This window comes from Naasia sp. SYSU D00948 (assembly GCF_017916515.1).
GTDB lineage: Bacteria > Actinomycetota > Actinomycetes > Actinomycetales > Microbacteriaceae > Naasia.
Window position 1 is genome coordinate 308,872 of sequence record NZ_JAFMTA010000001.1, and the last position, 26,930, is coordinate 335,801.

The following is a 26,930-nucleotide window of genomic DNA, read 5'->3' on the forward strand; positions in this document are numbered from 1 at the left end:
CCCTGGTGCACGCCGCGGTCGCGGCTCGTCTCCTCAGTCTGGTCGGCGCCCGGGGATGCCCGGCAGAGAATCCGCCGAGTTCCCCTGCGCTCTCCGGCCGGTCATCCCGGCGGGTTCGCGAGCGCCTCGGCGATCACCTGACCCAGCTCGGTCGGGCGGGTGAACTGCGGCCAGTGGCCCGTGGGCAGCTCGACGATCCTCCGGTGCCGCATCCGGGCGAGCTCGGTGACAAACGGATGACCCTGCTCGAGCAGCTGCTCGAGCACGGCCGCCGGCATCGACGTCGTGATGACGGTGGTCGGCACGTCGTAGCGCCGTTCGTCCGTCAGTCGCGCGGGATCGGACGCCACGGCAGCGGGCTCCGGGATCGCTCGGGAGCGGAACTCGGCGCGCAGCTCCTCCGTGAGACCGACGAGCTCGGACTCGTCGAACTCCGACCAATCGGGCAGGGGGATCTCCCCGTCGACCGCGGCGAAGCCCTCGTTGATCGCCGCGCCCTCGGGCAGCGGGCCGGCGTCCACGTAGACGACGTGAGCGACGCGCTCCGGCCGGGCATCGGCTACGGCGGCCGCGACCGCGCCGCCGCCCGAGTGCCCGACGAGCGCGACCGGACCCGGGAGCGCGTCCACCGCGGCGACCACGGCCGCCACCTGGTCGGCGAGCCCGATGCCGCGCCGATCGGCGTCCCGCTCGAGTCCGGGAAGGGTGAGCGGGTGGACGGTATGCCCGGCCTCCACGAGGGGCGGTGTCACACGCTCCCACGATGTCGCGTCGAGCCAGAAACCGGGAAGCAGCAGCACGTCCATGGCGGCACGATACGGCGAACCACCGACATCGCGTCCCGCGGATTGCACCGGGATTGCGCGGGGCTTGCCGCCCCGGTCCGGCGATCGGCACCAGGTCGGCGCGCCAGTAGCGTCCCCTCAGCCGGCGCGGCCGGCGTCCGCCGCCGGTCATGCGCCCGGCCGAAATCGAAAGGCTTCCCGTGACCCTCCGCCGGGCGTTCCTCTCCGTCTCGCTCCTGTGCCTCATCCTGCAGGTGGTCGGGGCGCTGCTGTCCATCGCCCTCGCGATGCCGGCTCAGGTCGCGTTCGGCGACGCGCCCACCCCGCCGTCGGCTGCGACGCCCGGCCTCGTGGCCCAGGAGTTCCTGTCCAAGGGGACAGCGCTCGCTCCCCCGCTGGCTCCGATGGTCGCGTTCGCGGTGTTCCTGCTCCTCGCCACGCGGGCGCGCGCGCTGGGCGTGATCGGCACCGTCCTCCTCGTGCTGCTGGGGATCCTCTTCACCGCCGCGACGATCGGCGAGTACCCCGAGCCGGACCGGTTCGTCGGGATGCCCGCGGCCGCGTATCTCGCTCTGCTGCTCCTGAACCAGGTCGTCGTCGCCGGCGTGGTCATCCTCGGAATCCTGCGGCTCGCGCGCTGGCGCTCCGCCGTCCGGGCGCCCCAGGAGGAGTCGCCGGCTCTGGAGCGCATCGGAGGCTGACGCGCTGCGTTTCTGGCTGCGTCGCGCGCGCCGCCGCTGCCGCGGCTCACACGGTGGCTAGCGTGCCCCGGGTGAGCAGAGCGGCGACCCAGGACGACGTCTTCGACGCCGTTCTCGCCGCGGCTCGGGTTGGAGCACCGTGGGCGCTCGGGAAGGTGTGGAACGGCTACTCCCCTGCCGTCCACGCCTTCCTGCGCGCTCGAGGAGCCGCGGAGCCCGAGGACCTGACGAGCGAGGTGTTCCTCGCCGTCTTCGAGGCCCTGCCGACGTTCGACGGAGGCGAGGCGGGGTTCCGCTCCTTCGTCTTCACCATCGTGTACCGCCGGCTCGTCGACGACTTCCGGGCCCGCTCCCGGCGTCCTCTCGAGGTCGAGTGGGATCCCGAGAGTGACGGCCGCTGCAGCGCGAGCGCCGAGCATGAGGCCCTGAGCGGCATCGGGGACGCCGAGACGCGGAAGCTGCTCGACACCCTCGCGCCCGACCAGCGGGACGTGCTCGTCCTCCGGATCGTCGCGGACCTCTCGATCGAGGAGGTCGCCGCCATCCTCCGCAAACGTCCCGGCGCGGTGAAGGCGCTCCAACGCCGCGGGCTCGAGGCTCTGCGGAAGAAGTTGTCTCCGACCCGTACCCTTTCCGGCCGCTCCGGCGATAGCGAGGATTGAGATGAGGAACAACCGACTGTCGGACGACGACATCACCGCGCTGCTGGCCGGGACGGCACTCCATGGCCGTCCCGACCTGCAGCCGCTCGCGATGCTCGTCGACGACCTCCGGTCCGCCTCCTCGGAGTCGTCGCCGCGGCCGTCTGCTGCGGTGACGACTCTCCTCGACCTCGATCGAGTGCCGGGGATCTCGACGGCTGCGCTGGGGGGTCTGGCGCAGCGATCGGATCGGGGCAGGGTGCCGGCAGGACCGGCGGCCGCTTCGCGGAGGGGGATCGCATCCATGTTTCTCACGTGGTTCACCGGGCTGGGGCTCGTCGCCAAGCTCGGGATCGGGGCTGCCGCGGCAGCCGTCGGCGTGGTCGGAGCCGGGGCGGCACACGCGCTGCCGCCCGGCATCCAGGCCGGCTTCGACACGGTCGTCGAGACCGTCGTGCCGCTTCCCGCGGACGACGTGTCCACGACGGACGACGACGACACGGGAACCGACGGGACGGCGCCGACCGGTGACGCCGTTGCGGACACGGAGACCGACGACAGCGGAGCGGACGGCGTCGGCGGCGTCGACGGCACCGCCGACGCTGGCCCCAAGACCGAGCACGCGCAGGGTGTGGTCGAAGCCGCGCACGACGACTCGACCGTGGGCCGGGAGCATGGCGAGGCCGTGTCCGAGGCCGCCCACCAGAACCGCGGGCAGGGCGGCTCGGGCGACGACTCCGCGGAGGACTCGGGCGACGAGGTCGAGGACGAGGGCGCCGACGACAGCGGCACCTCGAACTCGGGGTCCGGCAACGGCAACTCGGGCTCCGGCTCCGCCAACAGCGGCCGCGGCGGCAGGGACTGACGGGACCGCCATACTCAGGAGTGATCGCCGGGGTTCCGTCAGGGGACCCCGGCGATCGTCATTCCGCGAGCCTTCCCCGGCCGGGAAGTGGACCCACCCGTCGACGCGCGAAGTGGGGTCGACGCGCCGTCTCCCCCACTGCTTGAGTTGACGCAAACATCCCGAGGGAAGCGATGACTCCGCACGATCCGACCGTCTCCACGCCGCCCGAGGTCCCGCCCGCCCGCGGACGCACCGTGTCCGTGCGGCTCACAGCCGTGACCGCGGCGGGAGCCCTCCTGCTCGGCGCTGCCGTTGCCGGCGGAATCGGTGCTGCAGTGGCGTCGAGCGCTGCCGAGAGGTCCGCCGCGACCGCCGCCGAGCTGGACCGCGCCGGACGCCAGATCGAGGACCTCGGAAAGCGGCTCACCGAGGCGGAGGACGAGCTCGAGGCGGCAGAGGCAGCGGCAGCCGCGTCCGAGGCCAGGGCGGTCGCGGCCGAGGAGGCCCTCGTCGGGAAGGAGGCGGAGCTCTCCCAGTACACGGAAGCGGCGCGGCAGGCCTACGAGCCGAGCGAGGCCGACATCATCGCCGCGGCGACCCAGCGGTTCCACGACGCCGCCGAAGCGATGGGGATCAGCGTGGGCCCGATGAAGGAGGGGTGCTCCACCAGCCCCGAGAACTCGGGAACGCTGCGGTCCTACAACACCGCCCCGCCCCGCTTCGGGTTGACCGACTCGCTGTACGCGTCGGCTCAGATCACCGTCTCCACCAGCGCGGAGGACTCCATCGACTACGCCTGGTACGTCTGCGAGAAGGGCTGAGCGCAGCGCCCTGCGGGTGGCTGTCGTCCTCGAGGGAGGGCCTAGTCCGCGTCGCGGACGGCGTTGTCGATGATGACGCCGCCGAAGGGACTGCTGGTGCGCTTCCCGCAGACGAGACCGTCGCGGTTCAGGTCCACGATCTCGACGACGTCCGGCGGGAACATGCTCGTCGGGAACAGCTCGAAGCCTCCCCCGCTGGGACAGCCGCCGACCGGCGGAGCTGCCGCAGCCGGCCCGGCCGCGGAAGCGAAGGCCAGGGCGGCCGTCGCAGCGAGGAACCAAATCGAATGCCGAGCCATGTCGACTCCTCGGGTCCGGGGATCTTCGGCCATTGTGCGACGCCGCCGGCGCCGGCGCCACGGCCAAACGGACGATCTGCCGAGAGTCAGAATCCGGTCTGCAGAACGAGCAGGCCGGGGAAGATCGCGATGACGACGGTCGTCGGCAGGATCAGGAACACGAGCGGCACGAGCATCGCGATCTCCTTCCGGCCCGCGCTCTCGAGCAGAATTCGGCGTGCCTCGTTCCGGCAGTCCTCGGCCTGAGCGCGGAGCACCTCCGCCAGCGGTGAGCCCCGCTCGAGCGCCGCGATGAGGTGGTCCACGGCGCGGGACAGCGGGGGCAGGCGCAGCTCCCGGGACATGCGCCCGAGCGCCGTGGCGAGCGGGACGCCGCTGCCGACCTCCGCCATCACGACGGCGAGCTCCTTGGCCACCGCTCCCGACCCGATCCGCGAGACGCGCCGGATGGCGTCCTGGAGTCCCTCGCCCGCGGACAGGGACAGGACGAGGAACTCCAGCACGGTCGGCAGCTCCTCGCGCATCCGCTGCAGCCTCCGGCGTGCTGCACGGCCGAGCAAGTGATCGCGTCCGAACAGCCCGATCGCCGCGCCGAGGAGCGGCAGCGCGAGCCGGACGCCGGGCGGCGCTCCGAGGAGGAGCATCGTCGGCACTCCCCCGGCTGCCGTCCCGAGCAGCAGCGCGAGCAGCTGCTGGGACCGGTATCGCTCGACGGTGAGGTCGAGACCGGCGGCGCGGATGCGCCAGAGGAGCGTGTCCCGTCCACCGAGCACACGGTCGAGCGCCTGGCGCAGCGCCTCGATCAGCGGCGCGCCGAGCTGTCCGAGCAGGGGCAGCGGATCGGACGGGCGGCGCGCGACGAGCCGCCGCGCCTCGGCCGACACGTCGACGAGATGCGGCGCGAGGCGCTGCGCCAGTCGAGGGGCGCCGATGCGCGGAACGGCACTCGCCAGGGTCCAGAGCCCGAGCCCCAGAAAGGCGCCGAGGACGAGGGCCCACCCCACACCGGTCACCGGAACCACCGCCGCTCCTCCGGGAGCCTGCCGGCGGCGAGCATCAGCCGGTAGGCCACGACGGACACGGCGAGCGCCCCGGCCAGGAGCGCGACGCCCTGCGGACTGGCGTACGCGGCGGCCGCCTCGGCCCTGGTGCTGAGCAGCGCGAGGACCACCCAGGGCGCGGCCACCCCGAGCCGAGCGGCGCCGCGCACCCAGCTCTGGCGCGCGTCGATCTCGCTCCGCGCGGCCGCCTCCTGCCGCAGGTGCGAGCCGAGGGTGCGCAGGACGCCCACGAGCTCGGTGCCGCCCACCTCGCGCGCCATCCGAAGGGTCTCGATGAGACGGTCGGCGACGGGATCCGCCAGCCGCTCCTTCAACTCGTCGAGGCACAGTCCGGCGTCCCCGGTCGCTCGGAATCCGGCGCCGAAGGAGGCGAACGCCTCGCGGTACGCGGCGGGAGCCGGCGCGGCCAGCGCCGCCACGGCCTCCGGGAGCGGGATGCCGGCCCGCAGCGACGCCACGAGGTGATCGATCAGGTCGGGCCACGAGGACCGGGCCGCTCGCCGCGCGGCCGCCGCCCGGGACGCGGCGAGCATCGCCGGGATGGCGAGGGCGACGACGCCGGCGAGCAGGCCATAGGCCGGCACACCGGTCATCGCGACCGCGAGACCCCCGCCCGTCAGCGCCGACAGGACCGACAGCGCGACCAGGGTGCGCAGCGGCACGCCCGCGAGTCCTGCCCGAGCCAGCCGCTCGGCGAGCAGATTCGGCCGCGGCGTCCTCGTCCGTCGCCCCGTCGGCCACAGCCAGGGAGCGGCGATAAGCAGCAGCCCGGCCCCGAGGGACGCCCCGAGGAGCAGCCTCATGCCGTCGCCTCGAGCAGCGGTCGCGGATCCAGACCCGCGTCCCGGAACTTGCCCGCTCGCGTCAGCGGCGCCCCGGTGCGGCGCATCGCCTCGCGATCGAGGGCGAAGAGGTCGACGGCCCGCAGCGGCTCGCCGTCGGCTCCCCCGATGGGCTCCGCGATGGCCGCCACCCGCCGGCGTCCGTCGGGCAGCATCCGGCAGTGCACGACGAGGTCCACGGTCGACGCCACAGTGGGCACGACGAAGGACGAGTCGATGTTCCGGCCCGCGAGCAGAGGCAGCGTGCACAGCTTCCGCAGCGCGTCGTCGGCGCTGTTCGCGTGGATGCTGCACATGCCCGGGATCCCGCTGTTGAGGGCGATGAGCAGGTCGAGCGCCTCCGCCTCGCGGACCTCGCCGACGACGAGCCGGTCGGGCCGCATCCGCAGCGCCTCCTTGACGAGGCGACGGAGGGTGATCTCGCCCGTGCCCTCGAGGCTCGGCTGCCGGCACTGCATCGCGACGACGTCCCGGGCGGCCGGGGCCAGCTCGAACGTCTCCTCCGCCGTCACGATGCGCTCGGACGGCGCCGCGGCCGACAGGAGCGCGCCGAGGAGGGTCGTCTTGCCGGCCTGGGTCGCGCCGGAGACGAGGATGTTGAGGCCCGCGAGCACGGCGAGACGCAGGAACTCCGCTGACCGGCGGTCGAGCGACCCGAGCGCCACCAGGCGCTGGAGGTCGCGGGGACGGCGCGAGAACTTGCGGATGTTCACCGCCCAGTGTCGCGAGGTCACCTCGGGGATCACGACGTGCAGCCGCGAGCCGTCCGGCAGCGACGCGTCCACGAACGGGGACGAGAGGTCGAGCCGGCGGCCGGAGTGCTGCAGCATCCGCTCGACGAGGTCGCGCACCTCGGCGTCGGTGAGGACGACCGGGGTCAGCTCCGCGACGCCGCCGCGGGCGGCGAACACGCGGTGCGGGGCGTTGATCCACACCTCCTCGACCTCGTCGTCGTCGAGCAGCGGCTGCAGGGCGCCGAACCCGGTGAGGGAGGCGAGCACCGCCGACTCGGTCGCCGTCTCGTCACCGAGCACCGGCTCCGCTCCCCCGAGCGCCCGCTCGGCGTAGCGCTGCACCTCCTCCCGCACGTAGCGGTGCGCCAGCGCCCGGTCGCCGGCGAGGTCGACGCCCTCCCGCCGGACCCGCGCGCGCACCCGCTCGGTGATCGTCCCGACGGCGCTCGGCATGCCGACAGTGTCGGCGGCGAGAGGCACAGCGCGCGTGCCTTGTCCACAGTCTCGGCAGCCTGCACCGCTCATCCAGGCGCTGCGACGACAGACCGAGTGGCCGGTTGACCCGGCCGCGTGGGGCGGCATGTCGACGCTACCTACCGATACCGGAAGCCAGCTTGGGCGCACGGCTGACGCCGGTGGTCGAAATGGAGCCGGGAAGGGGCTCACGCAAGCCGTGGGCTCTCCTGACGGAGCACCAGCATCAGCACTCGCGTATTACGTTTGCAGCACTGCTGAAGGCGCGCACTGAGGTCCCCGTCCGGGTGGCGGCGCCGAGGACGGACTTCGCGGTGCATGCTCTGCGGCGTCGGCAGCGTGCGGGTGCTGCCCAGTGAGGCGGAAGGAGCCTGGTGCCTGCTGAGCAGTGTGGACACCTGGGTGCTCGGCGGCCGAGACAACTCGCGGAAGGTGAACGGCTACAATCTGCGGCACCTGCACAAGCGCCTCCGCCGCCCTGCCAGGCGAGCCTTTCGCGCTCGGGATGACGGCGATCGAGCGAGCCCTGCTCGCCCACCTGAGTGTTAGCCCGCCGCCGTGGCAGGAGTGGCAGCCGCGGGGCATCCGGGCGTGGGCGGCACTGCCGCCCGGGCACTCCCCCGAACGCCTCCCCTTGGCGCATTCGCCCATCGAGCAGCCCACCCACCAGTTGCTGGAGCCTTGGAATCGGTCCGGTCGTGGCGGATACCCTGACCGCGTGCTTCTCCTCGCTTTCGCCCGCGACGTCATCTACGTCGAGAGCCCCCCGGACGGTTGGGACGTCGCGGCTGTCCTCGCTTCCATAGTTGCCGCCCTCCTTGCCGGTGTCGGAGCGATCATCGTCGCCAGACAGACGGTATGGACGAAGGAGGCGGTCAAGCAAGCAGCTAAGTCCCTGGAGGAACAGCAGATCGCGCGTATTGAAGTCGGATTGCCGCGGCACAGGCTCGTCTATGGCGGCACTTACCCCGGGGGCCGCATCTCCGGCCCTGAGGGCACCCTGGGCGATGACCGGTTCTTCCATCTCCCAAACGACGACGACGCGCTGGTGGTCGTGCAGTTGGTTGGGACTGTAAGGAATGATGGCCCCGGGGCGGTCTACCTGAAGCCGAACCCGAACTCGCCCCCGCTAGGCCTTCTTCACATTGCGGAAGCTGGGCACGCCGATTGGGACGTAGACGCCGCCCACGAACTGCACGTACCGAGCGGCAGCGAGGAGAGCTTCTTGTTCGCTATCCAGCGCACCGTGAGGGAATGGGTCGAGATCACAGAGGGCCGAGCAAGCGGCGCGTACCGCGTAGACATGGTTTACGCGGGTCCCGGAGACACGGATGCCGACGTCCACCACGCTCTCGTAGTGCGTGGATCGGTGCTGCAGCAGGCGCACGCCAAGAACATCTACGTACTGAACGACGTGGAGAACTTTTCGCTGTCCGTGATCAGCGAACCCGCCCGGAAAATCTATTGGAGGTCCCGGGCGAAACAGTTGCAGATCCCGACCTAGGCGACGTCGCGTTAGCCTCTCTTTCCAGCGTCGGACCGACTGGTCCCTCGCCGTCTCGTCCTGCAATCTAGAAAAACCGAAGAAGACGTGCTCGGATATCTGTCAAAGTGCGGGTTTTGACAGGTCGAGTCGCCTTCCAGAGTGCTGCAGCATCCGCTCGACCAGGTCGCGCACCTCCGCGTCGGTGAGGACGACCGGGGTCAACTCCGCGACGCCGCCGCGCACGGCGAACACGCGGTGCGGGGCGTTGATGCACACCTCCTCGACCTCGTCGTCATCGAGCAGCGGCTGCAGGGTGCCGAAGCCGGTGAGGGAGGCGAGCACCGACGACTCGGTCGCCGGCTCGTCCGCGGGCACCGGCTCCGCTCCCACGAGCGCCCGCTCGGCGTAGCGCTACACCTCCTCCCGCACGTAGCGGTGCGCCAGTGCCCGGTCAGTGCCGAGGTCCACGCACCCGCGCGCACCCGCTCGGTGATCGTCCCGACGGCGCTCGGCAGTCCGACAGTGTCGGCGACGGCTCGGGGGACGGCGCTCTCCACACCCCCGCGCCGGCGGCAGTATTTCCGGGCCACGGCGCCCCTTCTTAGCTGACGCGCGTTGGAACCGAGCCGTTGCAAGGGGAAGGATCCTCGCGTTCCCTCTCATCGGTGTAGGGACGCAACGACAAGGCACGGCGCCGCTAAACGCTCACCGCCCTCCTCGACTTACTGCAACCGAAGGAGCATGCTTCTGTGACGCTGGCGCTGTGCCCCGCGCGTTCTGCCAGGATCAGATTCTTGCCGGCGACCTTGCAGAATCGATGCTCCTGTTCGCGTCTTCAACCCCGATGCCCTCCCTCGTTTCCTGCGGCAGGTATCTCAGAGCCTCGATGGTGCAGCCAAATGGGGCCATCCGAAGCGGTACTTGCGAGTGTACATACCTAACGAAAGAACGTGAGCCCATATTGAGCGAATATCCTTCGCAAGGTTACCTCGGAAGCGACCACCATGATAATCCCGACGACTAATCCTCCAGCGCTGGCGAATGGAGATATCCACTGCTCAGCAGGAGCACCGTTTAGCCACGCCCATCCAAAGACCGCGACCCCGCCGCTCGAAGAAGCGAGCAACATGAGAAACAGAAGTAGTTTTCGAATCGACACGAACACCGAGACGTGTTCAAACAGATCCGGTCGAATCCGCAATATCGAGTGCAAAAAGGCAGCAGATCCGGCCAGCTGAACCAGCGCCAGGAATAGAATCCAGGCGGTCGACCCGACCTGTGAAACCAGCGCGATCTCGGACATCCCGAGCACGAGAGGAACTAGCGTATCGAAGATGGTAGGAGTCCACCTAGCGACCAGGACGAGCCACGAGTACATGTAGAACACTACCGTTATAGTCACCAAAGACGTAAAGGCCTGCATCCATACAGGAATCGCGCCCGCACCATCATCGCCCTCGAAGATTTTCGCGACGAGCGCGCCGAGCGCGAGGCCTTGTACGACGCTAAGGAGAGCCGAGTAGGCGGTCGGAAACACCTCCACCGACCTTGCTCGGAGATTGCTTCGATCGAGGATGTCCGGCGCTAGGGGCCTCTCGAAGGAGCCCGTTGACGCGCCATGCTGGGATATTGCCGTCGGGCTCTGATGCTGTTTCCGTACGGATATGGCGACCACGGCCCCAAGAAGAGCAACGAGCACCGACAGAACGAAGGCCCTCGGTTTTTCCCTCACCAGCGCGCCCCGTCATTCACGAAGCGGGGCGGAGGCCCACGTCGGACACGTAGTCCCCTCGCAAGGACGGTCGGCTGCTGCATCAACCTCACCTTGACGCGCTGGTACGCACGAGCTCCCTCGCATGGGCACGGTTCTCCATCGCGGGAAGTATCCACTGATCCTGGCACCTCGCGCTCCCGTTCCCCACAGCCGAGCCTCGGCTAGTCCCACTGTCGGGCGTCGTCCTGGCCTGGCTCGGCGCGGCGCGGCGAACGCCTATCCGCTGCCCGGCGGGCACCCTATCCTCGGCCCATGGCGGTGCAGGGCGGCGATCCTCTCGGTGCTCCTGCCCCGGCCGACGCGGCCGCGGAACTCGCGATCGCGCGGGCCCGGCGAGCGGCCCGCCGGAGCGTCGAGCGGGGTGTGGGGCGGATCCTCCCCCTCGCCGCCCTCCTCTTCGTGGTCATCGAGATCGCGGGCAACCTCGACCGCTTCACCGACGTTGATCTCGTGGTCGGAGCGCCCGACGTGACGACGTCGCCCCGCCTGGACGTCACGTTCGACCTGTTAACCGGCTGGGACCTCACCGCCGGCATCACGGCCGCGGATGCGACGGTGATCGTGACGGCGCTCCTCGTCTTCGCCGCGACCTTCGGCGTCGCCTTCATCGCGACGTTCCTGGTCCCGACCGAGGCGACGGACCTCGACTACCTACGGGTGGACTGGGCGCAGACCGTGCAGCAGCTCGTGGCCGCCGCCACCGCTCTCGCGGCCGCGGTGACGGCGACCCGCGTGGCGGACCAGCCGGCGCTCGCCGTCGCCCTGCTCCTCGTGACGATCGGCACGTTCGCCGCCTACGGGCTCCTTCACGAGGGCTTCCTCGGGCAGAAGCTCGCCCGCGTCCGCCTGCTCCACGCGCGGGAGGACGTCCAGGCGGCGGCACTGGCGTTCGAGGCCTTCCGCGGCACGATCAGCGAGACCGCACGGGAGCCGCTCGGCGTCGGATCGGCCGGGGACCCCGAGCGCGCGCCGAGGGGTCAGGGTCGGTGCCGGGCGCTGATCCTGGTGCTGCTCCTCGGGGCGCTCGTCCTCGAGACGGTGATCCTCTGGCTCGCGCTTCTCTGGCTGGTGGCCACGCCCCCGCCGAGCGCCGGGGCGTGGGCGGCGATCGCCCTGAACCTCCTCCTGGTCAGCACGATCACGACCGCGATTCCCATCGCGGTGGCGACGTTCGGCCTGGCCGCCGTCTGGGCGGCTTTCGCCCGCCGCGACCGCTTCCTCGCGATCCGGGTGGCGGGCCTCGCCCTGATCGGCGCCGGACCCCTGGCGCTGCCCGTGCTGTCGTACGGCGACACCGAGCCTTTCACCGCGGCGATCTTCACCGTCGGCGCGATCGTGGTCGTGGCTGCCGCGGTGGTCGCGGTGGCTGTTGCGCGGCGGACCGGCCGCGGGCCGGGGACGGTCGTCCTCCAGCTCGCTGCCGCGAAGCTGGCCGCCTCGCTCGCCGCGGCCCGGCAGCTGCGCGACAGATACGAGGCGGAGCTCGACCGGCACCACTGAGGGACCGGCGGCTCGACGGCTCCGGTACCGGCTCCCGTCCCTTCGCCCGCGCCTGGAGCGGCGTCAGAACCGCGGGCGCCAGGCCCGGACGAAGAAGAACAGCCCGTACGCGACGAAGCCGAGCCCCACTACGACGAGGACCACGACGCCGAAGGGAAGCGCGGCGAGCGCTTTGAGCGCGCCGTCCAAGCCGCCGGCTCGGTTCGGGTCGTGGGTGAAGGCGGCCGCACCGAACAGGAGCCCGATCACGACGACGGCGACGCCCTTCGCGACGTAGCCGACCTGGCCGAGCAGGGGAACCGCCCTGCCGGCACCGCCCGGGGGCACGGACACGTGCTCCAGGAACTTCTTCCTGACGCCCGAGGCGATGAAGGCGACTCCGATGCCGATCGCGATGAGCGCCACGGCGAGCACGGCCGCGACGCCGAGGGGACTCGCGAGAAGCCCCGCTGCGGCTCCCTCCGCGCTCTGCTCGCTGCTCTCCCCGCCACCCGTCGCGAAGCGGAGAGCGGTGAGGCCGATCGCGAGGTACGCGATCGCCTTGCCCGCCTCCTTGACGCGCTTGCCGACCCGCTTCTTCCGATCGGGATCGGACACCGTGAGCGCCTCGAGGACCTGCCAGAGCCCGAGCGCGACGAGGCCGACGACGATGATCCAGAGCAGGAGGGCACCGCCGGGGTTCTGCGCGATCGTGGCGAGTGCGCCGGACTGGTCCGCCTGGCCTCCTCCCCCGAGGGCGACGGTGATCGCGAGGATCCCGATCAGGATGTGCAGGAGCCCGGCCACCAGGTAGCCGACTCGTGCGCCGGTCCGGAAGCCGAAGCTCTGGCGGAGACGGCTCAGGCCCTGTCCGGCCTGAGCCGAGGATGTCGCCATGGGCACACGCTAGGGCCGCGCCGTCCGCTCCCGGCAGGGGTTGCGGAGGTCACGCGACGTAGGCGGCGAGCCACCGCCGCAGCTGGTCCTCGGCCTTCGCCCGCACGCTCGCCCGGGACAGCATCACGTCGTGGACCGCATCCTCGATGCGCGTCACCGTCACCACGGAGCCGAGGCGCATCGCCCGCTGCGCCACCTCGTCGACATCGATCGCCACGTCGGCGGTGCGCATCCGCTCGCTCCAGAAGGGGCCGAGCGCGCTGCGGCGCGACAGCCAGACGAAGACGGGCGCATCGATGTCGAGGCCGCGCGCCACCGCGGCGTGGCCCTCGAGGATGGCGGCGAGCCAGGCCGGTGTCACCGGGAACCCCTGCTCCGGGCGCCACAGCCGGTCGTAGTCCCACTCCCCGCCGTAGTCGCGCAGCAGGGTCCGGGCGTAGTGGCCCAGGTCGATGCGCGGAAGCACATCCTGAGGACGGAACCGCGCCCGGAGCGTGACCATCGGCGTGATCGCGAGCCGGCCCACGGAGTCGCCCTGGAACTCCAGCCACGGACTGTTGAGCACGACGGCGGCAGCGCGGCCGGGATGGCGGTGCGCCCACAGGCTGAGCGTGAGGCCGCCGGTCGAGTGACCCACGAGGACGATGCGGCGGTCCCGGGCGCCGCCGGCGCCTTGTCCGATCGCGGCGAGAGCGGCTTCGAGGTCCGCGTCGTACACGGCGAGGTCGTTCACGAACCCGGGCGTCTGCCAGCTCCGCAGGCTCCTGCCGTACTTCCGTAGGTCGAGGGCGTGGAAGCGCGCCCCGAGTCCCGCCCACCACTCCGCGACGTGGGTCTGGAAGAAGTAGTCCGACCAGCCGTGCACATAGAGCACGTCCACGTCCGCCAGGGGCCCGGCGACGGGACGCGCCGGGGTGTGACGCACGAGAGTCGCGGCGACCTCCCCCTCGTCGTCCTCGCCGAGCGGCAGGGTGAGTTGCTCGTAGCCGGCGCCGAGCACGTCCGGCTCCCACTCCTCGGGAGCGTGGCGGCCCTCGCGGCCCGGCCGGGCATCCGCCACCTCGCCGCGCGAAGGAGCGAGGACGGCCGGAAGCGTCACGTCGGCGTCCATGAGCGGAGGCGCGCCGGCGAGGGTGAGATCCGCGGTCATGCCCCGAACGCTAGGGATCCTCGTGCTTCCCGCGGCGCCCGCTCCGCGCCTGCAACCGCTCTGCAACGCCCCGATACACTGAACGCGCCTCGCGGGAGTGGTGGAACTGGCAGACACGCAGGATTTAGGTTCCTGTGCTTCCGAGCGTGCGGGTTCAAGTCCCGCCTCCCGCACCAGCACCGCACCCGCGCCTCTCTCGGCCGGCGGAGGCGGACACCAGCCTCTCGAGCGCGATCTGCACAGGACTTGTGGCCCTTGTGCCGATATGACGTCCCCGTGCTAGTGCGGAACTGCGGCGATAACGTGAGGCCCGCTCATTTTGACCTGGACGCAGCGCGGGACCGCGGCTAGCGTGGTCGCACGGATTCCGATTCGGGTGAGAGGGATCCAGCGGCGTTCCGCATTCGGGTAGCCGGAACGCCACGGGGGCCTCAGCGGCCGCCCTGGCCATCTGAGCGCCGGGGCGGCCCCGGCCCCGTCAACTGCGGCGCACACCGCTGTCCGCTTTCTGTGCGCGCCCCGGCAATGTCGGCTCCCGGCGAGATTCCCCCGCTACCCTGATCGGGACCCACTGATCGCCGTCTTGTCGCGCGCCCGCTCGCCGACGTCAGGAGCCCTGTGCACACCGCCCTCATCCCCTGGCTCGACCCGGACACCCTCATCACGAGCTTCGGCCCCTGGGCCCTCCTCGGAGTCTGCCTGATCGTCTTCGCGGAGACCGGCCTCCTGATCGGCTTCCTGCTGCCGGGCGACACGCTCCTCGTGATCACCGGTCTGCTCACGTTCTACGGGATGCACGACCTCGCGACGGAGGGCGGCATCCGCATCGACATCTGGTGGGTGTGCCTCGCGATCGGCCTGGCGGCGTTCCTCGGCGGTGAAGTGGGCTACCTGATCGGCCACAAGGCCGGCCCGAGGATCTTCGAGCGCAAGGAGACCGGGCTCTTCAGCATCGAGAACGTCCGCCGCACCAACCGCTTCTTCGAGCGCTTCGGCGGACTCGCGGTCATCCTCGCGCGCTTCGTGCCGATCGTGCGGACCTTCGCCCCGGTCGCCGCCGGCGTCGGGCACATGAACTACAAGAAGTACTCCCTGTACAACCTGATCGGCGCCCTCATCTGGGGCGTCGGCCTCACGTTCCTGGGCTACCTGCTCGGGTTCATCCCGCCGGTCGCGACGTTCGTCCGCGAGTACATCGACGTCATCCTCATCGGCGCGGTCATCCTGACCCTGATCCCGACCGTGTACCACTACGTGCAGTCCTCGCGGAAGGCGAAGAAGGCGCGCGAGGAGGGCCTGGCGGAGAGCGCGAAGCCGGAGGAGCTCGCCCTCGAGCCCGACGCCTTCGACCAGAAGTTCGACTGAGCCTGGATCTGCGGCCCTGGTCGGCCGCGGTCGGTCCCGTGGGGCTCGCGGCTGGGCTCAGCCGCCGGTGAAGACCAGCCAGAGCAGCGTCAGGTTGAGCGCGATCAGCAGCACCGCGGCGACGATCGCGAGACCCGTCGTCGCGGCGCGATTGGTGGAGTCGCCCATGATCGAGCGCCGGCTCGTCAGCGCGACGAGCGGAACGAGTGCGAACGGGATCCCGAACGACAGCACGACCTGACTGATCACCAGGGCGAGCGTGGGGTCCACGCCGAGCACGAGGAGCGCGAGCGCGGGCACCAGCGTCACGAGCCGGCGGGCGATCAGCGGCACTCGGACGCGCAGCAGGCCCTGCATGATCTCGGCGCCCGCGTAGGCGCCCACCGAGCTCGACGCGAGGCCGGACGCCAGCAGCGCGACCGCGAACAGGGTCGCGACGACGGGGCCGAGGGTGCCGGCGATCGAGGCGTGCGCGCCCTCCAGTGTGTCGGTGCCCGGCACGCCACGCAGCGAGGCGGCGGCGATCAGCAGGATGACGATGTTGACGGTGCCGGCCACGGCGAGGGCGATCGTCACGTCGACCCGTGTGGCGCGGATCCTCGCCCGGCGGTCACCGACCGTGAGCGACTCGCCGAAGCGGTCCCGCGTGAGCGCCGAGTGCGCGTAGATCGCGTGCGGCATCACCGTCGCGCCGAGGATCGAGGCCGCGAGGAGCACCGAGCCGCTGTCGGTGAAGCGGGGCACGATCCCCTCGAGCGCCGCCGCCGGGTCGGGCGGGCCGACGACGATGCCGGCGCCGAACCCGATCGCGATGACCAGCACGAAGCCGGTGATGATCCGCTCGAACGGTTTCGGACCCCAGCTCGTCTGCAGCGCGAGCAGCAGGAGCGAGACGATGCCGGTGATGACTCCGCCGAGCAGCAGCGGCAGCCCGAACAGAAGTTGCAGCGCGATCGCGCCGCCGATGACCTCCGCCACGTCGGTGGCCATCGCGACCAGCTCCGCCTGCACCCAGTAGGCGTAGCGGGCGGCCCTGCTCTTGAACCGCCGGCCGAGGTTCTCCGGCAGGCTGCGGGCGGTCACGATGCCGAGCTTCGCCGAGAGGTACTGGATCAGCCACGCCATCGTGTTCCCGGCGACCACGACCCACACGAGCAGGTAGCCGTAGCGGGCGCCCGCCGTCATGTTGCTCGCGACGTTGCCGGGGTCGAGGTAGGCGACCCCCGCGACGATCGCGGGGCCGAGCATCGTCCACAGGCGGACCCGCGTGGGCACTGCGCTCACCGCGGTCGCCAGTCCCATGCGCCGACTCTAGTGACGGCCGGTGACGCCGTCCGCCGAAGTGCCACGTGGTGCCGTCAAAACGCGGAGATGACAGCACCAAGTGGCACTTCGACGGGAACGACGGCCGGGACGGACGGCGGAGGTCAGGAGAGGTGCGCGTGCAGCCAGGGCAGCAGGGCGCTGAAGGCGCGGCGGCGGTGGCTCAGAGCGTCCTTCTGCTCCGGCGTCAGCTCCGCGGCGGAGACCTCGACCTCGTCCGGGCGGAACACCGGGTCGTACCCGAAGCCGCCGGAGCCCGCGGGGGCCTCGAGGACCCGGCCCGGCCACTCGGCGCGGACCACGTGCTCGGTTCCGCCAGGCAGGACGGCCGCGGCGGCGCACACGAACTGTGCCCGCCGGTCCTCGACGCCGCGGAGCCGCTCCAGGAGGAGCGCGACGTTGTCCTCCGAGCGGCGGGTGCCGGCGTAGCGGGCGGAGTGGATGCCGGGAGCGCCGCCGAGGGCGTCCACGGCGATGCCGGAGTCGTCGGCGATGGCGGGAAGGCCGGTGTGCCGGGCCGCCGCCCGGGCCTTGATCAGGGCGTTCTCCTCGAACGTCTCGCCGTCCTCGACCGGCTCCGGACCGTCGTACGCGACGAGCTCGATCGGCCCGAGATCCGGGCCGAGGATGCGCCGCAGCTCGAGCACCTTGTGCTCGTTGTGCGTCGCGAGCACGACCTGCACGGCCTCGGTCACGAGGAGACGGCCGCCAGCACGTCGCGCTGGATCTCGGCGAGGCGGCCCGTGCCGACGAGGGCGAGGTCGAGGAGCCGGTCGAGCTCCCCGCGGTCGAACGGCGCCCGCTCCGCGGTGCCCTGCACCTCGACGAAGAGGCCGCGTCCCGTCGCCACGACGTTCATGTCGGTCTCGGCACGGACGTCCTCGGTGTATGCGAGGTCGAGCATCGGCTCACCGTCGACGATGCCGACCGAGATCGCCGCGACGCTGTCGACCAGAGGCTCGGCGCGCTGGGCGATCAGCTTCTCGCCCCGCGCCCACGTGACGGCCTCGGCGAGGGCGACGTAGGCGCCGGTGATCGACGCCGTGCGGGTTCCGCCGTCGGCCTGGAGGACGTCGCAGTCGAGCACGACGGTGTTCTCACCGAGGGCCTTGAGATCGATGATGGCGCGGAGGGACCGGCCGATCAGCCGCGAGATCTCGTGCGTCCGGCCGCCTATGCGCCCCTTCACCGACTCGCGGTCGCTCCGGGTGTTGGTCGCGCGCGGAAGCATCGAGTACTCGGCCGTGATCCAGCCCGTCCCCTTGCCCGTCATCCATCGCGGCACCCCCGGGGTGAACGAGGCGGTGCAGAGCACGCGCGTCTGACCGAACGAGATCAGCGCGGACCCCTCGGCCTGGCGGCTCCAGCCCCGCTCGATGACGACCTCGCGCAGCTCGTCGCCGGCGCGGCCGTCGATCCGGGTGCCCGTCATGGGGCTCCTCTCAGTTGGGGAAGCGGTATGGACCCGGTGAGCACGGCATCGGCGACGGGCGCCTCGAGCCCGAGGAACCGGCGGGCGAGGCGCGTGAACTCGGCTGCGTCGTCGCCGGTCGCCTCGAAGACGCGGCGCGGCGGGGACGCGTCGGTGCGAAGCATCCCGTGCTCGACGAGGCGCCGGTACACGTCCCGTGCGGTCTCGTCGGCGCTCGACACGAGCCGGACGTCCGGCCCGACGACGTACTGGATCGCCGCGGACAGCATCGGGTAGTGGGTGCAGCCGAGCACGAGGGTGTCGATGTCGGCGGAGAGCAGCGGCGCGAGGTACTCCCGGGCGGCCGCGAACAGCTCGTCGCCGGTCGTCACGCCCGCCTCCACGAACTCCACGAACCGCGGGCAGGCCGCCGAGAAGAGCTCCAGGTCGGGCGCCGCCGCGAACGCGTCGTCGTACGCCCGAGAGGTGATCGTCGCGACCGTGCCGATGACACCCACCCTGCGGTTGCGCGTCTGGTGCACTGCGGCGCGCACGGCGGGGAGGATCACCTCGACCACCGGGATGCCGTAGCCCTGCGTGAAGCGCTCGCGTGCATCCCTCAGCACTGCCGCCGACGCCGTGTTGCAGGCGATGACGAGGAGCTTCACCCCCTCGTCGACGAGGTCGTCCATGATCCCGAGGGCGTGCTCGCGGACGGCGGCGAGGGGCTTCGGCCCGTACGGACCGTTCGCGGTGTCGCCGACGTAGAGGATCGACTCGTTCGGAAGCTGGTCGAGGATCGCCCGGGCCACGGTGAGCCCGCCGACACCGGAGTCGAACACTCCGATCGGTGCGTCAGCCATCGGTTCAGTCTAGGCGTCGACCCTCTGCGGTCCGCGGAGCGCGCGCTCGTCGTCGGCCGCCAGCGCCTCCCGCTCGGCATCGCTGCGGCGCATCGCGGTGATGACGAGCGCGGTGCCGAGGGCGGTGAGCACGGCGGCGGCGACGCCTGCAGGGATGAGGTCGAGGCCGCTGAGGGTCAGTTCCGCGGCGAGGGTGCTCGGGGAGGCGTCGGCGGGCAGGGGGAGGTAGGGCATGGGAGCCTCTCGGGCGGGAGGAGGGGGCCGCTGTGGGTGCAGCGGTTTTCCGGGCCGGGTAGCGCGGAACGCATGGGCCCATGCTAGGGAGCGGCCGAACCCGCGAGGTAGGCGGCCCCGCTCCCCAGTTGGGGGGCCGACCGAGGGGTGCACGGCGGCGCGGCGCGGCGTCTGCACCGGCTGGCACCCGCCGTCCAGGCCGCGCAGCGCGAGTTGGCGCCTCAGTAGGCTGACCGGGTGACGGACAGCACGGCGCTTCTCACCGACCGCTACGAGTACACGATGGTGGACGCTGCCCTTCAGGCGGGCACGGCCGAGCGGGAGAGCGTGTTCGAGGTCTTCGCTCGGCGCCTTCCCGGCGAGCGACGCTACGGCGTCGTCGCGGGCACGGGCCGCCTGGTGCAGGCGGTCGCCGACTTCCAGCTCGGGGACGACGAGCTCGCCTGGCTGGCCGATGAGGGCGTAGTCAGCGCGGGAACCGTCGACTGGCTGGCGGACTACCGGTTCAGCGGCCGCATCACCGGCTACCGCGAGGGCGAGATCTACTTCCCCGGCTCGCCGATCCTCGTCGTCGAGGGGACCTTCGCCGAGTGCGTCCTGCTCGAGACCGTGGTGCTCAGCATCCTCAACTACGACAGCGCCGTGGCGACCGCCGCCGCTCGCGTGGTGTCCGCGTCCGCGGGGCGCCCGGTCGCCGAGATGGGGTCGCGCCGCACGGGCGAGCGTTCGGCCGTGGCCGCGGCCCGTGCCGCCTGGATCGCCGGCTTCTCGTCCACCTCGAACCTCGAGGCGGGGCGAACGTGGGGGCTGCCCACGATGGGGACCGCCGCGCACGCGTTCACCCTGCTGCACGACAGCGAGGAGCAGGCGTTCCGCGCGCAGATCGCCGCGCAGGGCAAGGGCACGACCCTGCTCGTCGACACCTTCGACGTCCCCACTGCCGTCCGGATGGCGGTGGAGATCGCGGGTCCCGAGCTGGGCGCGGTGCGCATCGACTCGGGCGACCTCGCCAGCCAGGTGGCCGAGGTGCGCCGGCAGCTCGACGGGCTCGGGGCGACGGGCACGCGGATCACGGTCACGAGCGACCTCGACGAGTACAGCGTCGCGGCCCTCAGCGCCTCCCCCGTCGACTCGTACGGGGTCGGCACGTCGGTCGTCACCGGATCCGGGCACCCCGCCGCGGGCATGGTCTACAAGCTCGTCGCCCACAAGGACGACGACGGCGCGTGGGTGTCGGTGGCGAAGAAGTCCAGCAACAAGGCGAGCGTCGGCGGACGCAAGCACGGCTTCCGAAATCTCGCCCGCGACGGCATCGCCACGGCGGAGGTCGTCCGCGTCGAGGCGCACGGCGCCGCATCCGCTCCCGCGGCGGGCGAGACGGAGCGTGCCCTGCACGTCCCCCTCGTGAGCGACGGGGTCGCCGACACGCAGTGGCTGGGCGCCGCGGGCACGCAGCGGGCCCGGGAGCACCACGCCGAGGTCGTCCGCGAGCTGCCGCCCGAGGCGTTCCGGCTCAGCGCGGGCGATCCCGTCCTGCCCACCGTCTACCGCTGAGCGCACCCGCCTGAGCCCGCTTCAGGAGAACGCGAGCCGAGCCCGCTGCGCCGCTCCGCGCCGTCGGCCGAACGAGCGCGGGAGCGCCCCTACTCGGCGAGGGACTCGTAGATCTCCTTGCAGGTCGGGCAGACCGGGAACTTCGACGGGTCGCGGCCCGGCACCCAGACCTTGCCGCAGAGCGCGATGACCGGCTTGCCGGTGACCGCCGACTCGACGATCTTCTCCTTGCGGACGTAGTGGGCGAACCGGTCGTGGTCGCCCTCGTCGACCTGCTCCCGCTCGAGGAGCTCCTGAAGCTCGCGATCGAGGGTCGAGGTGCCGCCTCCGGTCTCATCCGCCATGCCGGAAGTCTACGCCGGGACACCAGCGCGGAGCCGGACGACGGTCAGTTGAGGAGGGCGGCGCTCAGCAGCTCGGGCCCGCGGCGCTCGAAGATGCGGGCGCCGAACCGGACCCCCGCCCAGAGCGCGAGGAGGCCCACGACGAGGCCGGCGGCGAGCGACGCCCAGAACCAGCCGTCCGGTCCGAACAGGCCCAGGGCGGCGAACCCGAGAGCGGGAAGCGCGAGCACGACCGACACGAGGAACGCGACCGACTGGACGACCGCGCTCGTCGCGCCCGTGCTCTGCGGCGAACTGAAGGGGCTGTCCCCCGGCCGGACCACCGGGTACGGGAAGCGCGCCGACAGGACGCTCGAGAAGCCCATGCCGCCGAAGAGGAGGGCGGCACCGACGCCCAGCAGGCCGCACACGACGATCCAGTCGCCATGGACGGCGGCGCTCACGACCGAGCCGACGATGAGGAGCGGGATGCCGAGCACGAGCGCGGGGAACAGGCGTCCCCAGCGGTCCGCGCGCCCCGGCGTCCCCGACGCGACGTGCAGCCAGATCGCCGTGTTGTCGTAGGCCACGTCGTTGTGCACCGACCAGCCGAGGAGGAGGCAGATGACAGGCACCGGGATCAGCGCGAGCGCCTCGACGGGCACGCCCACGAACAGCAGCGGCACCATCATGAGGAACGGCGTGATCGGGATCATGAGCAGGGACACCCGGTAGCGGGGGTCGCGGATCCAGTACGTCGCGCTGCGCGCGGCGACCGCGCCGCCCGGCGTGGCCGGGAGCCGGTCGAACCAGCCGAGACCGGTGTAGGCCTTGACCCTCGCCTCGCGCTCGGGCGTGACGAGCATCCAGGCGACGAGCGCCCGCCAGGCGAGCCAGAGCACCCCGACGAACGCGGTTGCGAAGAGGAGGTGCAGGATCGCGCCGCCCCAGTCACCCCGGGCGGCGTCGCCGGGGAAGGCCCACGCCGCGCCGAGCGGCGTCCAGGCGAGGATGTCGGCGAGCGTCCGGGCCGGTGCTCCCCCGTTCGCGCTCCAGTCCGCGTTGGCGAGCACGACGCCCGCCGGGGAGAGCAGGACGAGCACGAGGATGCCGACCACGGCCATGAACTCGCGGGCGCGGCGGGACGCGAGCAGGAACGCCGCGACCGACGTCGTGACGCGCGCGCCGAGGACGCACGTGGCGAGGATGAGCGCCGCCGAGAGGACGGCGAGCACGAAGGATCCCGGATCCCGGGACCAGGTCACGACCGAGGCCAGCGCGATGATCGCGAGGGCGATCGACGGCACGCTGATCAGTGCGGAGACCGCGAGCAGCGTCGCGAGGCGCGTGTTCGGGATGCCGAACAGCGAGAAGCGTCGCGGGTCCAGGGTGTCGTCGACCCCGAACACGAGCGGCACGAGGAGGAAGCCGAGTGTGATGGCGGACCCCGCGATCACGACGATCGTCCTCGCCCCGTCGGCGTCCACGAGGCGCAGCGCGGTGAGCCCGACGGCGCCGAACACCGCGACGCCGAGCCCGTAGAGCACGCCAACGGCGAGGCCGACCGCCTGCCACGGGCTGCGCCGGAACGAGTTGACGAGGAGCCGCAGCTTCAGGCGGAGGAATACGGGGAGCACGAGCGTCTGAGGTCCGTCCGGGTCAGTCGGAGAAGTGGTGGAGCCACTCCATGCCCTCGGCGGCCTTGCGACCGCCGGCGAGCTCGACGAAGCGATCCTCGAGGGACTCCTCGCCGCGGACCTCGTCCATCGTCCCGGCGGAGAGCACCCGTCCGGCGACGATGATCGCGACGTGGTCGCAGACGCGCTGGATGAAGTCCATGCCGTGGCTCGAGAGCACGACGGTGCCGCCCGCGGCCACGTACTTCTGCAGGATCTCGTTGAGGTTGGCGGCCGAGACGGGGTCGACGGACTCGAAGGGCTCGTCGAGCACGAGCAGGCGCGGCGAGTGGATCATCGCGGCGGCGAGGGCGATCTTCTTCGTCATGCCCGCTGAGTAGTCCGCGACGAGGCGGTCCACCGCGTCCTCGATCCCGAACGCCGTGACGAGGTCGTGCGAGCGCTGGCGGACGGTCTCCCCGTCGAGCCCGCGCAGCGTCCCCGCGTAGTACAGGAGCTGAGCGCCCGTGAGGCGGTCGAACAGCCGGAGCGCGTCCGGGAGGACGCCGATCGCCCGCTTCGCCCGCACCGGGTCGCCCCAGACGTCGATGCCGTGCACGGTGACGCGGCCCGCATCCGGGCGCAGCAGCCCGGTCAGCATCGACAGCGTGGTCGTCTTGCCCGCGCCGTTCGGACCGACGATGCCGTAGAACGACCCCTGACGCACCTGGAGGTTGAGGTCGTCCACCGCGACCGTCTGACCGAACCGCTTCGTGAGCCCCTCGATCGAGAGCACGACCTCGCCGAGCTCGCGCGTCGGCGCGGCGGGGCGCTTCGGCGTCCGCTTCGGCCGGGGCTTCGGTGACGCCGGCGGCGCCTGCACGGTGATGGGAGGCGGAAGCAGGGTCTCCGAGGCAGGAGCGGCGGCGGCCGGAGCGGCGGGGGGCTCAGCGACCGCGGCGCGGGAGGCGTCCGGGGCGGGAGCGACCGTCGTCTCGACGGCGTCCTCCGCAGCGGTCTTCGTCCGCGCGCGCGTCGCGCCTGCCCTGCTCGCGGAGGCCGGGCGCGCACCCGCTCCGGATCGCTTGGGCGCGGCCTTGGCTCCGCTCTTCTTGGGTGCGCTCTTGGCCGCCGGCACGGGTTCCGCGGCGGTGTCGCCGGCGTCCGCGGCCGCAGGCGCGTTGTCCGCAGCCGTAGGGAGCGCGGTCGGTGCCTGCCGAACGGCGTTCGCGTCGACGGTCGTCGGCTCGGTGGCGGCAGTCCCGACAGTGGCGGAAGTCGTGCGGACGCTCGCCTCCCTGACGCCCGCCGTGTCGGTGTCAGCAGTCCCGTCGGTGGCAGCCGTCACGTCGGCGGTGGCGGTCGCCGGGGCGGCGTCCGTGGTGGGGGCGCTGTCAGCGGCGGCGACCTTGGCCGTGGCGACACGCTTCCGGGGGGCGGCCTTCGGACGCGCGGCACCGCCGGTGCTCTTCTCGGCACTCGCCGCGCCGGCGCTCTTCGTTCCGGCGCTCCTCGCGCCGGCCGCGGTGGCGCCCGAGGCCTTCGCGGCGGCCGACTTCGCTCCGGCAGGCTTCGCAGAGGCGGCCTTCGCGCCACCGGTCTTCGCGCTCGCTCCGGCTGTCGCGGCCCGCTCCGCGGGGCTCGCCGGGGAGGATGAGGTGGAAGCGGGGGCCTGGGCGCCCGCGTCGGAGGACGGAAGCTGCTCGGGCACGTCACTCACCTGCTCAACGCTACCAACCGCTCCGCCCTGGTTTCCGGCGAGGTGCGTTCCGATGTGACGCCGATGCTAACGATCCGGACACGGAAGGGGGCGAGAGCATACCCCACACGCGGACCCCCCGGTTACCATGGTCAGGGCCAACAAGGGTGTCGGTTCGACTTTGACTGCATGAACTTCAGGAGAACACCGTGAGCACCCAGATCGTCATCCTCGCCGCCGGAATGGGATCGCGGCTCGGTCGCTCCCTCCCCAAGCCTCTCACCGAGCTGAGCGACGGCCGCACCATCATGGGGCAGCAGTTCGACAACATCCGCTACGCGTTCGGCAAGGACGCCACCGTGACGACCGTCGTCGGCTACAAGCTCGAGCACATCATCGAGGCGTTCCCCGACGCGAAGTACGTCTACAACGAGCGCTACGACGAGACCAACACGTCGAAGAGCCTCCTCCGCGCCCTCCAGGCGTCCGGCCCCGGCGGCGTCCTCTGGATGAACGGCGACGTCGTCTTCTCGCCCCAGGTCCTGGTCCGCTGCAAGGAGTGGATCGAGCGCGACCAGTCCTTCGTCACCGTCAACACCTCCTCGGTGTCCGACGAGGAGGTCAAGTACACGACGACCGCGGAGGGCTACATCAAGGAGCTCTCGAAGTCCGTCAAGAACGCGCTCGGCGAGGCCGTCGGCATCAACTACGTCTCGAGCCGGGACAAGGCGGCGCTGATCCGCCAGCTCGCCCGCGTGGGCGCCCAGGACTACTTCGAGCGCGGCATCGAGCTCGCGATCGAGCAGAACGGCATGCTCGTCGAGCCCGTCGACATCTCCGACCTGTACGCGGTCGAGATCGACTTCGCCGAGGACCTCGAGCGGGCGAACCACTTCGTCTGATCCGACCCGGTCCCGGATCGCGGTCCCGTCGGGGCCGGTGGGTAGAGTTTCGGCGTGACAACGGCCGCAGTCCAGGCTCCCGCACGGGTGCGCGCGACGGGCGGCCGGCGCTACCGGCAGATCCTCTGGCTGCTCACGACACGTGACCTCCGGGTCCGCTACTCGACGTCCGCTCTCGGCTACCTGTGGTCGATCCTGGACCCGCTCGTCATGGCCGGGATCTACTGGTTCGTCTTCACCCAGGTGTTCCAGCGGCAGGTCGGCGAGGAGCCCTACATCGTCTTCCTGCTGTCGGCGCTGCTGCCGTGGATGTGGTTCAACGGCGCGGTCAGCGACGCGACCAGGGCCTTCCTGCGGGAGGCGAAGCTCGTCCGCTCCACCAAGATCCCGCGGACGATCTGGGTGAACCGCCTCGTGCTCTCCAAGGGCATCGAGTTCCTCCTGAGCATCCCGGTGCTCGCCGCGTTCGCGATCGTGAGCGGCGCCTCGCTCACCGCCGGCGTCGCCCTGCTGCCCCTCGCGCTGCTCATGCAGGCGGTCCTGACGGCGGGGGTCGGGCTGATCGTCGCTCCGCTCGTCGTCTTCTTCCGCGATCTGGAGCGCGCGGTCAAGCTCATCCTCCGCTTCCTCTTCTATGCCTCGCCGATCATCTACAGCGCGCGCGACCTGCCGGAGGGACTCCACGCCTGGGCGGCCTTCAACCCGCTGTTCGGCCTGTTCAGCCTCTACCGCTCGAGCTTCTTCGGGTCCGAGTTCGACCCCTACCTCGTCGGTGTCGGAGCGGCGATGTCGGTCGCGCTCCTCGCGATCGGCCTGCTCGTGTTCGCCCGGACCGAGCGCGCCGTCCTGAAGGAGATCTGACGTGACGAGCGAGGTCAGGGCGGCGAGCGCCGCGGCACTCGATGCCGGAGCGCCCGTGATCGAGGTGCGCGGTGCCGGGATCCGGTTCCGCAGGAACCGCCGCGGCCGTCGGACTTTCAAGGACCTCTTCTCCGGGCGCAACCGCCGCCTCCGCCCCGACGAGTTCTGGGCGCTCCGCGACGTCTCGTTCACCGTGCGCCCCGGTGAGGCGATCGGCGTCGTCGGGCGGAACGGCCAGGGCAAGTCGACGCTGCTGAAGCTCGTCGCCGAGGTCGTGCTCCCGGACGAGGGCACCGTCGCCGTGCGGGCCGGCGTCGCGCCGCTGATCGAGATCACGGGAGGTTTCGTCGACGACCTCTCCGTGCGGGACAACGTCTACCTCACCGCCGGCCTCCACGGCATGTCACGGCGGGAGATCGACGAGCGGTTCGGCGAGATCATCGACTTCGCCGAGATCGGCGACTTCCTCGACACGCCCTACAAGCATCTCTCCAGCGGCATGAAGGTGCGGCTGGCTTTCTCCGTCATCTCGCGGCTGGAAGAGCCGATCCTCCTCGTCGACGAGGTGCTCGCCGTCGGCGACCGGGCGTTCCGCGAGAAGTGCTACGCGCGCATCCAGGAGCTGCTCGACGGGGGACGCACCCTCTTCTTCGTCTCCCACAGCGAGCGGGACCTCCGGCGGTTCTGCACCCGCGGCCTGTATCTGAACAAGGGGCGGCTCGCGCTCGACGGCCCCATCGAGGACGTCCTCGCCCGGTACTCGAAGGACAGCGGGAGCTGACCCTGTC

Annotated in this window: 28 protein-coding genes and 1 tRNA gene; 12 read left to right on the forward strand and 17 right to left on the reverse strand. The window is 71.5% G+C overall.

What is annotated here, in order from left to right; genetic code table 11:
* Window positions 1–101 precede the first annotated feature (101 nt).
* The gene (locus J3P30_RS01475) at window positions 102–806 is read right to left on the reverse strand and encodes an alpha/beta fold hydrolase (protein ID WP_210479192.1); all 705 of its coding nucleotides are present in this window, start codon (window positions 804–806) and stop codon (window positions 102–104) included.
* 179 nt (window positions 807–985) lie between these two features.
* Here J3P30_RS01475 and J3P30_RS15495 point away from each other — a divergent pair, with 179 nt between their 5' ends.
* The 4 genes from J3P30_RS15495 (at window position 986) to J3P30_RS01495 (ending at window position 3,795) form a co-directional block, all read left to right on the forward strand.
* Window positions 986–1,486: a hypothetical protein gene (locus tag J3P30_RS15495; protein WP_210479193.1), complete on the forward strand. Its 501-nt coding sequence runs from the start codon at window positions 986–988 to the stop codon at window positions 1,484–1,486.
* A 71-nt stretch (window positions 1,487–1,557) separates the two neighbouring features.
* Window positions 1,558–2,148 (forward strand): sigma-70 family RNA polymerase sigma factor, encoded by a 591-nt coding sequence (locus J3P30_RS15500; RefSeq protein WP_307807352.1) that lies wholly within the window; start codon window positions 1,558–1,560, stop codon window positions 2,146–2,148.
* Window position 2,149: 1 nt separating this feature from the next.
* Window positions 2,150–2,992: a hypothetical protein gene (locus tag J3P30_RS01490; RefSeq protein ID WP_210479194.1), complete on the forward strand. Its 843-nt coding sequence runs from the start codon at window positions 2,150–2,152 to the stop codon at window positions 2,990–2,992.
* 173 nt (window positions 2,993–3,165) lie between these two features.
* A complete protein-coding gene (locus J3P30_RS01495) occupies window positions 3,166–3,795 on the forward strand; it encodes a hypothetical protein (protein ID WP_210479195.1) in 630 nt (209 codons plus the stop codon).
* A 41-nt stretch (window positions 3,796–3,836) separates the two neighbouring features.
* Here the strand turns inward: J3P30_RS01495 and J3P30_RS01500 are convergent, their stop codons facing one another.
* The 4 genes from J3P30_RS01500 to J3P30_RS01515 all read right to left on the reverse strand — a co-directional run bounded on the left by J3P30_RS01500 (window position 3,837) and on the right by J3P30_RS01515 (window position 7,184).
* Window positions 3,837–4,094 carry a hypothetical protein gene (locus tag J3P30_RS01500; RefSeq protein WP_210479196.1) on the reverse strand — a complete coding sequence of 86 codons (258 nt, stop codon included), beginning with the start codon at window positions 4,092–4,094 and terminating at the stop codon, window positions 3,837–3,839.
* 86 nt (window positions 4,095–4,180) lie between these two features.
* Window positions 4,181–5,116, reverse strand: a complete 936-nt coding sequence (locus tag J3P30_RS01505) for a type II secretion system F family protein (protein WP_307807353.1) — start codon at window positions 5,114–5,116, stop codon at window positions 4,181–4,183.
* The gene (locus J3P30_RS01510) at window positions 5,104–5,958 is read right to left on the reverse strand and encodes a type II secretion system F family protein (protein ID WP_210479197.1); all 855 of its coding nucleotides are present in this window, start codon (window positions 5,956–5,958) and stop codon (window positions 5,104–5,106) included. Before J3P30_RS01510 ends, J3P30_RS01505 begins: the two co-directional genes overlap by 13 nt.
* Window positions 5,955–7,184 carry a CpaF family protein gene (locus tag J3P30_RS01515; RefSeq protein ID WP_210479198.1) on the reverse strand — a complete coding sequence of 410 codons (1,230 nt, stop codon included), beginning with the start codon at window positions 7,182–7,184 and terminating at the stop codon, window positions 5,955–5,957. Before J3P30_RS01515 ends, J3P30_RS01510 begins: the two co-directional genes overlap by 4 nt.
* Window positions 7,185–7,923: 739 nt before the next feature.
* Here J3P30_RS01515 and J3P30_RS01520 point away from each other — a divergent pair.
* Window positions 7,924–8,709, forward strand: a complete 786-nt coding sequence (locus J3P30_RS01520; protein ID WP_210479199.1) for a hypothetical protein — start codon at window positions 7,924–7,926, stop codon at window positions 8,707–8,709.
* A gap of 102 nt (window positions 8,710–8,811) precedes the next feature.
* Here the strand turns inward: J3P30_RS01520 and J3P30_RS01525 are convergent, their stop codons facing one another.
* Both J3P30_RS01525 and J3P30_RS01530 read right to left on the reverse strand, forming a co-directional pair.
* The gene (locus J3P30_RS01525) at window positions 8,812–9,081 is read right to left on the reverse strand and encodes a hypothetical protein (protein ID WP_246852682.1); all 270 of its coding nucleotides are present in this window, start codon (window positions 9,079–9,081) and stop codon (window positions 8,812–8,814) included.
* A 547-nt stretch (window positions 9,082–9,628) separates the two neighbouring features.
* Window positions 9,629–10,423 carry a hypothetical protein gene (locus J3P30_RS01530; protein WP_210479200.1) on the reverse strand — a complete coding sequence of 265 codons (795 nt, stop codon included), beginning with the start codon at window positions 10,421–10,423 and terminating at the stop codon, window positions 9,629–9,631.
* 294 nt (window positions 10,424–10,717) lie between these two features.
* On the opposite strand from J3P30_RS01530, the gene J3P30_RS01535 reads away from it, so the two are divergent.
* A complete protein-coding gene (locus tag J3P30_RS01535; protein ID WP_210479201.1) occupies window positions 10,718–11,965 on the forward strand; it encodes a hypothetical protein in 1,248 nt (415 codons plus the stop codon).
* A gap of 63 nt (window positions 11,966–12,028) precedes the next feature.
* Here J3P30_RS01535 and J3P30_RS01540 read toward each other — a convergent pair whose 3' ends face one another.
* Both J3P30_RS01540 and J3P30_RS01545 read right to left on the reverse strand, forming a co-directional pair.
* The gene (locus tag J3P30_RS01540) at window positions 12,029–12,841 is read right to left on the reverse strand and encodes a DUF1206 domain-containing protein (RefSeq protein WP_210479202.1); all 813 of its coding nucleotides are present in this window, start codon (window positions 12,839–12,841) and stop codon (window positions 12,029–12,031) included.
* A 49-nt stretch (window positions 12,842–12,890) separates the two neighbouring features.
* Entirely contained in the window at window positions 12,891–13,991 is a 1,101-nt protein-coding gene (locus tag J3P30_RS01545) for an alpha/beta hydrolase (protein WP_246852683.1), read from the reverse strand.
* Window positions 13,992–14,082: 91 nt separating this feature from the next.
* On the opposite strand from J3P30_RS01545, the gene J3P30_RS01550 reads away from it, so the two are divergent.
* Together J3P30_RS01550 and J3P30_RS01555 are read left to right on the forward strand one after the other, a co-directional pair.
* Window positions 14,083–14,167 (forward strand) — tRNA-Leu (locus J3P30_RS01550).
* A 442-nt stretch (window positions 14,168–14,609) separates the two neighbouring features.
* Window positions 14,610–15,356 carry a DedA family protein gene (locus J3P30_RS01555; RefSeq protein WP_210479203.1) on the forward strand — a complete coding sequence of 249 codons (747 nt, stop codon included), beginning with the start codon at window positions 14,610–14,612 and terminating at the stop codon, window positions 15,354–15,356.
* 57 nt (window positions 15,357–15,413) lie between these two features.
* Here the strand turns inward: J3P30_RS01555 and J3P30_RS01560 are convergent, their stop codons facing one another.
* The 5 genes from J3P30_RS01560 to J3P30_RS01580 form a co-directional block, all read right to left on the reverse strand.
* Window positions 15,414–16,658, reverse strand: a complete 1,245-nt coding sequence (locus J3P30_RS01560; protein ID WP_210479204.1) for an Nramp family divalent metal transporter — start codon at window positions 16,656–16,658, stop codon at window positions 15,414–15,416.
* Between the two features lie 125 nt (window positions 16,659–16,783).
* On the reverse strand, window positions 16,784–17,374 hold the full coding sequence (gene rdgB, locus J3P30_RS01565) for an RdgB/HAM1 family non-canonical purine NTP pyrophosphatase (protein ID WP_307807354.1): 591 nt from the start codon (window positions 17,372–17,374) through the stop codon (window positions 16,784–16,786).
* Window positions 17,371–18,111 (reverse strand): ribonuclease PH, encoded by a 741-nt coding sequence (gene rph, locus J3P30_RS01570; RefSeq protein WP_210479205.1) that lies wholly within the window; start codon window positions 18,109–18,111, stop codon window positions 17,371–17,373. Before rph ends, rdgB begins: the two co-directional genes overlap by 4 nt.
* Complete coding sequence (gene murI, locus J3P30_RS01575) at window positions 18,108–18,953, reverse strand: glutamate racemase (protein ID WP_210479206.1); 846 nt, start codon at window positions 18,951–18,953, stop codon at window positions 18,108–18,110. Before murI ends, rph begins: the two co-directional genes overlap by 4 nt.
* Window positions 18,954–18,962: 9 nt before the next feature.
* Window positions 18,963–19,187: a hypothetical protein gene (locus J3P30_RS01580; protein ID WP_210479207.1), complete on the reverse strand. Its 225-nt coding sequence runs from the start codon at window positions 19,185–19,187 to the stop codon at window positions 18,963–18,965.
* Window positions 19,188–19,424: 237 nt separating this feature from the next.
* Here J3P30_RS01580 and J3P30_RS01585 point away from each other — a divergent pair, with 237 nt between their 5' ends.
* Window positions 19,425–20,741 carry a nicotinate phosphoribosyltransferase gene (locus J3P30_RS01585; RefSeq protein ID WP_210479208.1) on the forward strand — a complete coding sequence of 439 codons (1,317 nt, stop codon included), beginning with the start codon at window positions 19,425–19,427 and terminating at the stop codon, window positions 20,739–20,741.
* An 89-nt stretch (window positions 20,742–20,830) separates the two neighbouring features.
* Here the strand turns inward: J3P30_RS01585 and J3P30_RS01590 are convergent, their stop codons facing one another.
* From J3P30_RS01590 to J3P30_RS01600, 3 genes are read right to left on the reverse strand one after another with little or no spacing between them, the layout of a single operon-like run.
* Window positions 20,831–21,085, reverse strand: coding sequence for a DUF3039 domain-containing protein (locus J3P30_RS01590; protein WP_210479209.1), 255 nt, complete (start codon window positions 21,083–21,085; stop codon window positions 20,831–20,833).
* A gap of 44 nt (window positions 21,086–21,129) precedes the next feature.
* On the reverse strand, window positions 21,130–22,701 hold the full coding sequence (locus tag J3P30_RS01595; protein ID WP_210479210.1) for a hypothetical protein: 1,572 nt from the start codon (window positions 22,699–22,701) through the stop codon (window positions 21,130–21,132).
* Between the two features lie 22 nt (window positions 22,702–22,723).
* Entirely contained in the window at window positions 22,724–23,569 is an 846-nt protein-coding gene (locus J3P30_RS01600) for an ABC transporter ATP-binding protein (RefSeq protein ID WP_307807535.1), read from the reverse strand.
* A 1,019-nt stretch (window positions 23,570–24,588) separates the two neighbouring features.
* On the opposite strand from J3P30_RS01600, the gene J3P30_RS01605 reads away from it, so the two are divergent.
* Genes J3P30_RS01605 through J3P30_RS01615 form a run of 3 tightly spaced genes read left to right on the forward strand, consistent with a single transcriptional unit; the run spans window position 24,589 to window position 26,923 of the window.
* Entirely contained in the window at window positions 24,589–25,281 is a 693-nt protein-coding gene (locus J3P30_RS01605) for an NTP transferase domain-containing protein (protein WP_210479211.1), read from the forward strand.
* A gap of 54 nt (window positions 25,282–25,335) precedes the next feature.
* Window positions 25,336–26,142, forward strand: coding sequence for an ABC transporter permease (locus J3P30_RS01610; RefSeq protein ID WP_374058538.1), 807 nt, complete (start codon window positions 25,336–25,338; stop codon window positions 26,140–26,142).
* A 1-nt stretch (window position 26,143) separates the two neighbouring features.
* Window positions 26,144–26,923, forward strand: coding sequence for an ABC transporter ATP-binding protein (locus J3P30_RS01615; RefSeq protein WP_307807355.1), 780 nt, complete (start codon window positions 26,144–26,146; stop codon window positions 26,921–26,923).
* Window positions 26,924–26,930 lie beyond the last annotated feature (7 nt).

Coding starts and splice junctions, on each gene's coding strand:
- J3P30_RS01500 (WP_210479196.1), bottom strand. CDS start 4,094: ATGGCTCGGCATTCGATTTGGTTCCTCGCTGCGACGGCCGCCCTGGCC.
- J3P30_RS01495 (WP_210479195.1), top strand. CDS start 3,166: ATGACTCCGCACGATCCGACCGTCTCCACGCCGCCCGAGGTCCCGCCC.
- J3P30_RS01490 (WP_210479194.1), top strand. CDS start 2,150: ATGAGGAACAACCGACTGTCGGACGACGACATCACCGCGCTGCTGGCC.
- rph (WP_210479205.1), bottom strand. CDS start 18,111: ATGACGGGCACCCGGATCGACGGCCGCGCCGGCGACGAGCTGCGCGAG.
- murI (WP_210479206.1), bottom strand. CDS start 18,953: ATGGCTGACGCACCGATCGGAGTGTTCGACTCCGGTGTCGGCGGGCTC.
- J3P30_RS01545 (WP_246852683.1), bottom strand. CDS start 13,991: ATGACCGCGGATCTCACCCTCGCCGGCGCGCCTCCGCTCATGGACGCC.
- J3P30_RS01590 (WP_210479209.1), bottom strand. CDS start 21,085: ATGGCGGATGAGACCGGAGGCGGCACCTCGACCCTCGATCGCGAGCTT.
- J3P30_RS01560 (WP_210479204.1), bottom strand. CDS start 16,658: ATGGGACTGGCGACCGCGGTGAGCGCAGTGCCCACGCGGGTCCGCCTG.
- J3P30_RS01510 (WP_210479197.1), bottom strand. CDS start 5,958: ATGAGGCTGCTCCTCGGGGCGTCCCTCGGGGCCGGGCTGCTGCTTATC.
- J3P30_RS01515 (WP_210479198.1), bottom strand. CDS start 7,184: ATGCCGAGCGCCGTCGGGACGATCACCGAGCGGGTGCGCGCGCGGGTC.
- J3P30_RS01540 (WP_210479202.1), bottom strand. CDS start 12,841: ATGGCGACATCCTCGGCTCAGGCCGGACAGGGCCTGAGCCGTCTCCGC.
- J3P30_RS01535 (WP_210479201.1), top strand. CDS start 10,718: ATGGCGGTGCAGGGCGGCGATCCTCTCGGTGCTCCTGCCCCGGCCGAC.
- J3P30_RS01580 (WP_210479207.1), bottom strand. CDS start 19,187: ATGCCCTACCTCCCCCTGCCCGCCGACGCCTCCCCGAGCACCCTCGCC.
- J3P30_RS01475 (WP_210479192.1), bottom strand. CDS start 806: ATGGACGTGCTGCTGCTTCCCGGTTTCTGGCTCGACGCGACATCGTGG.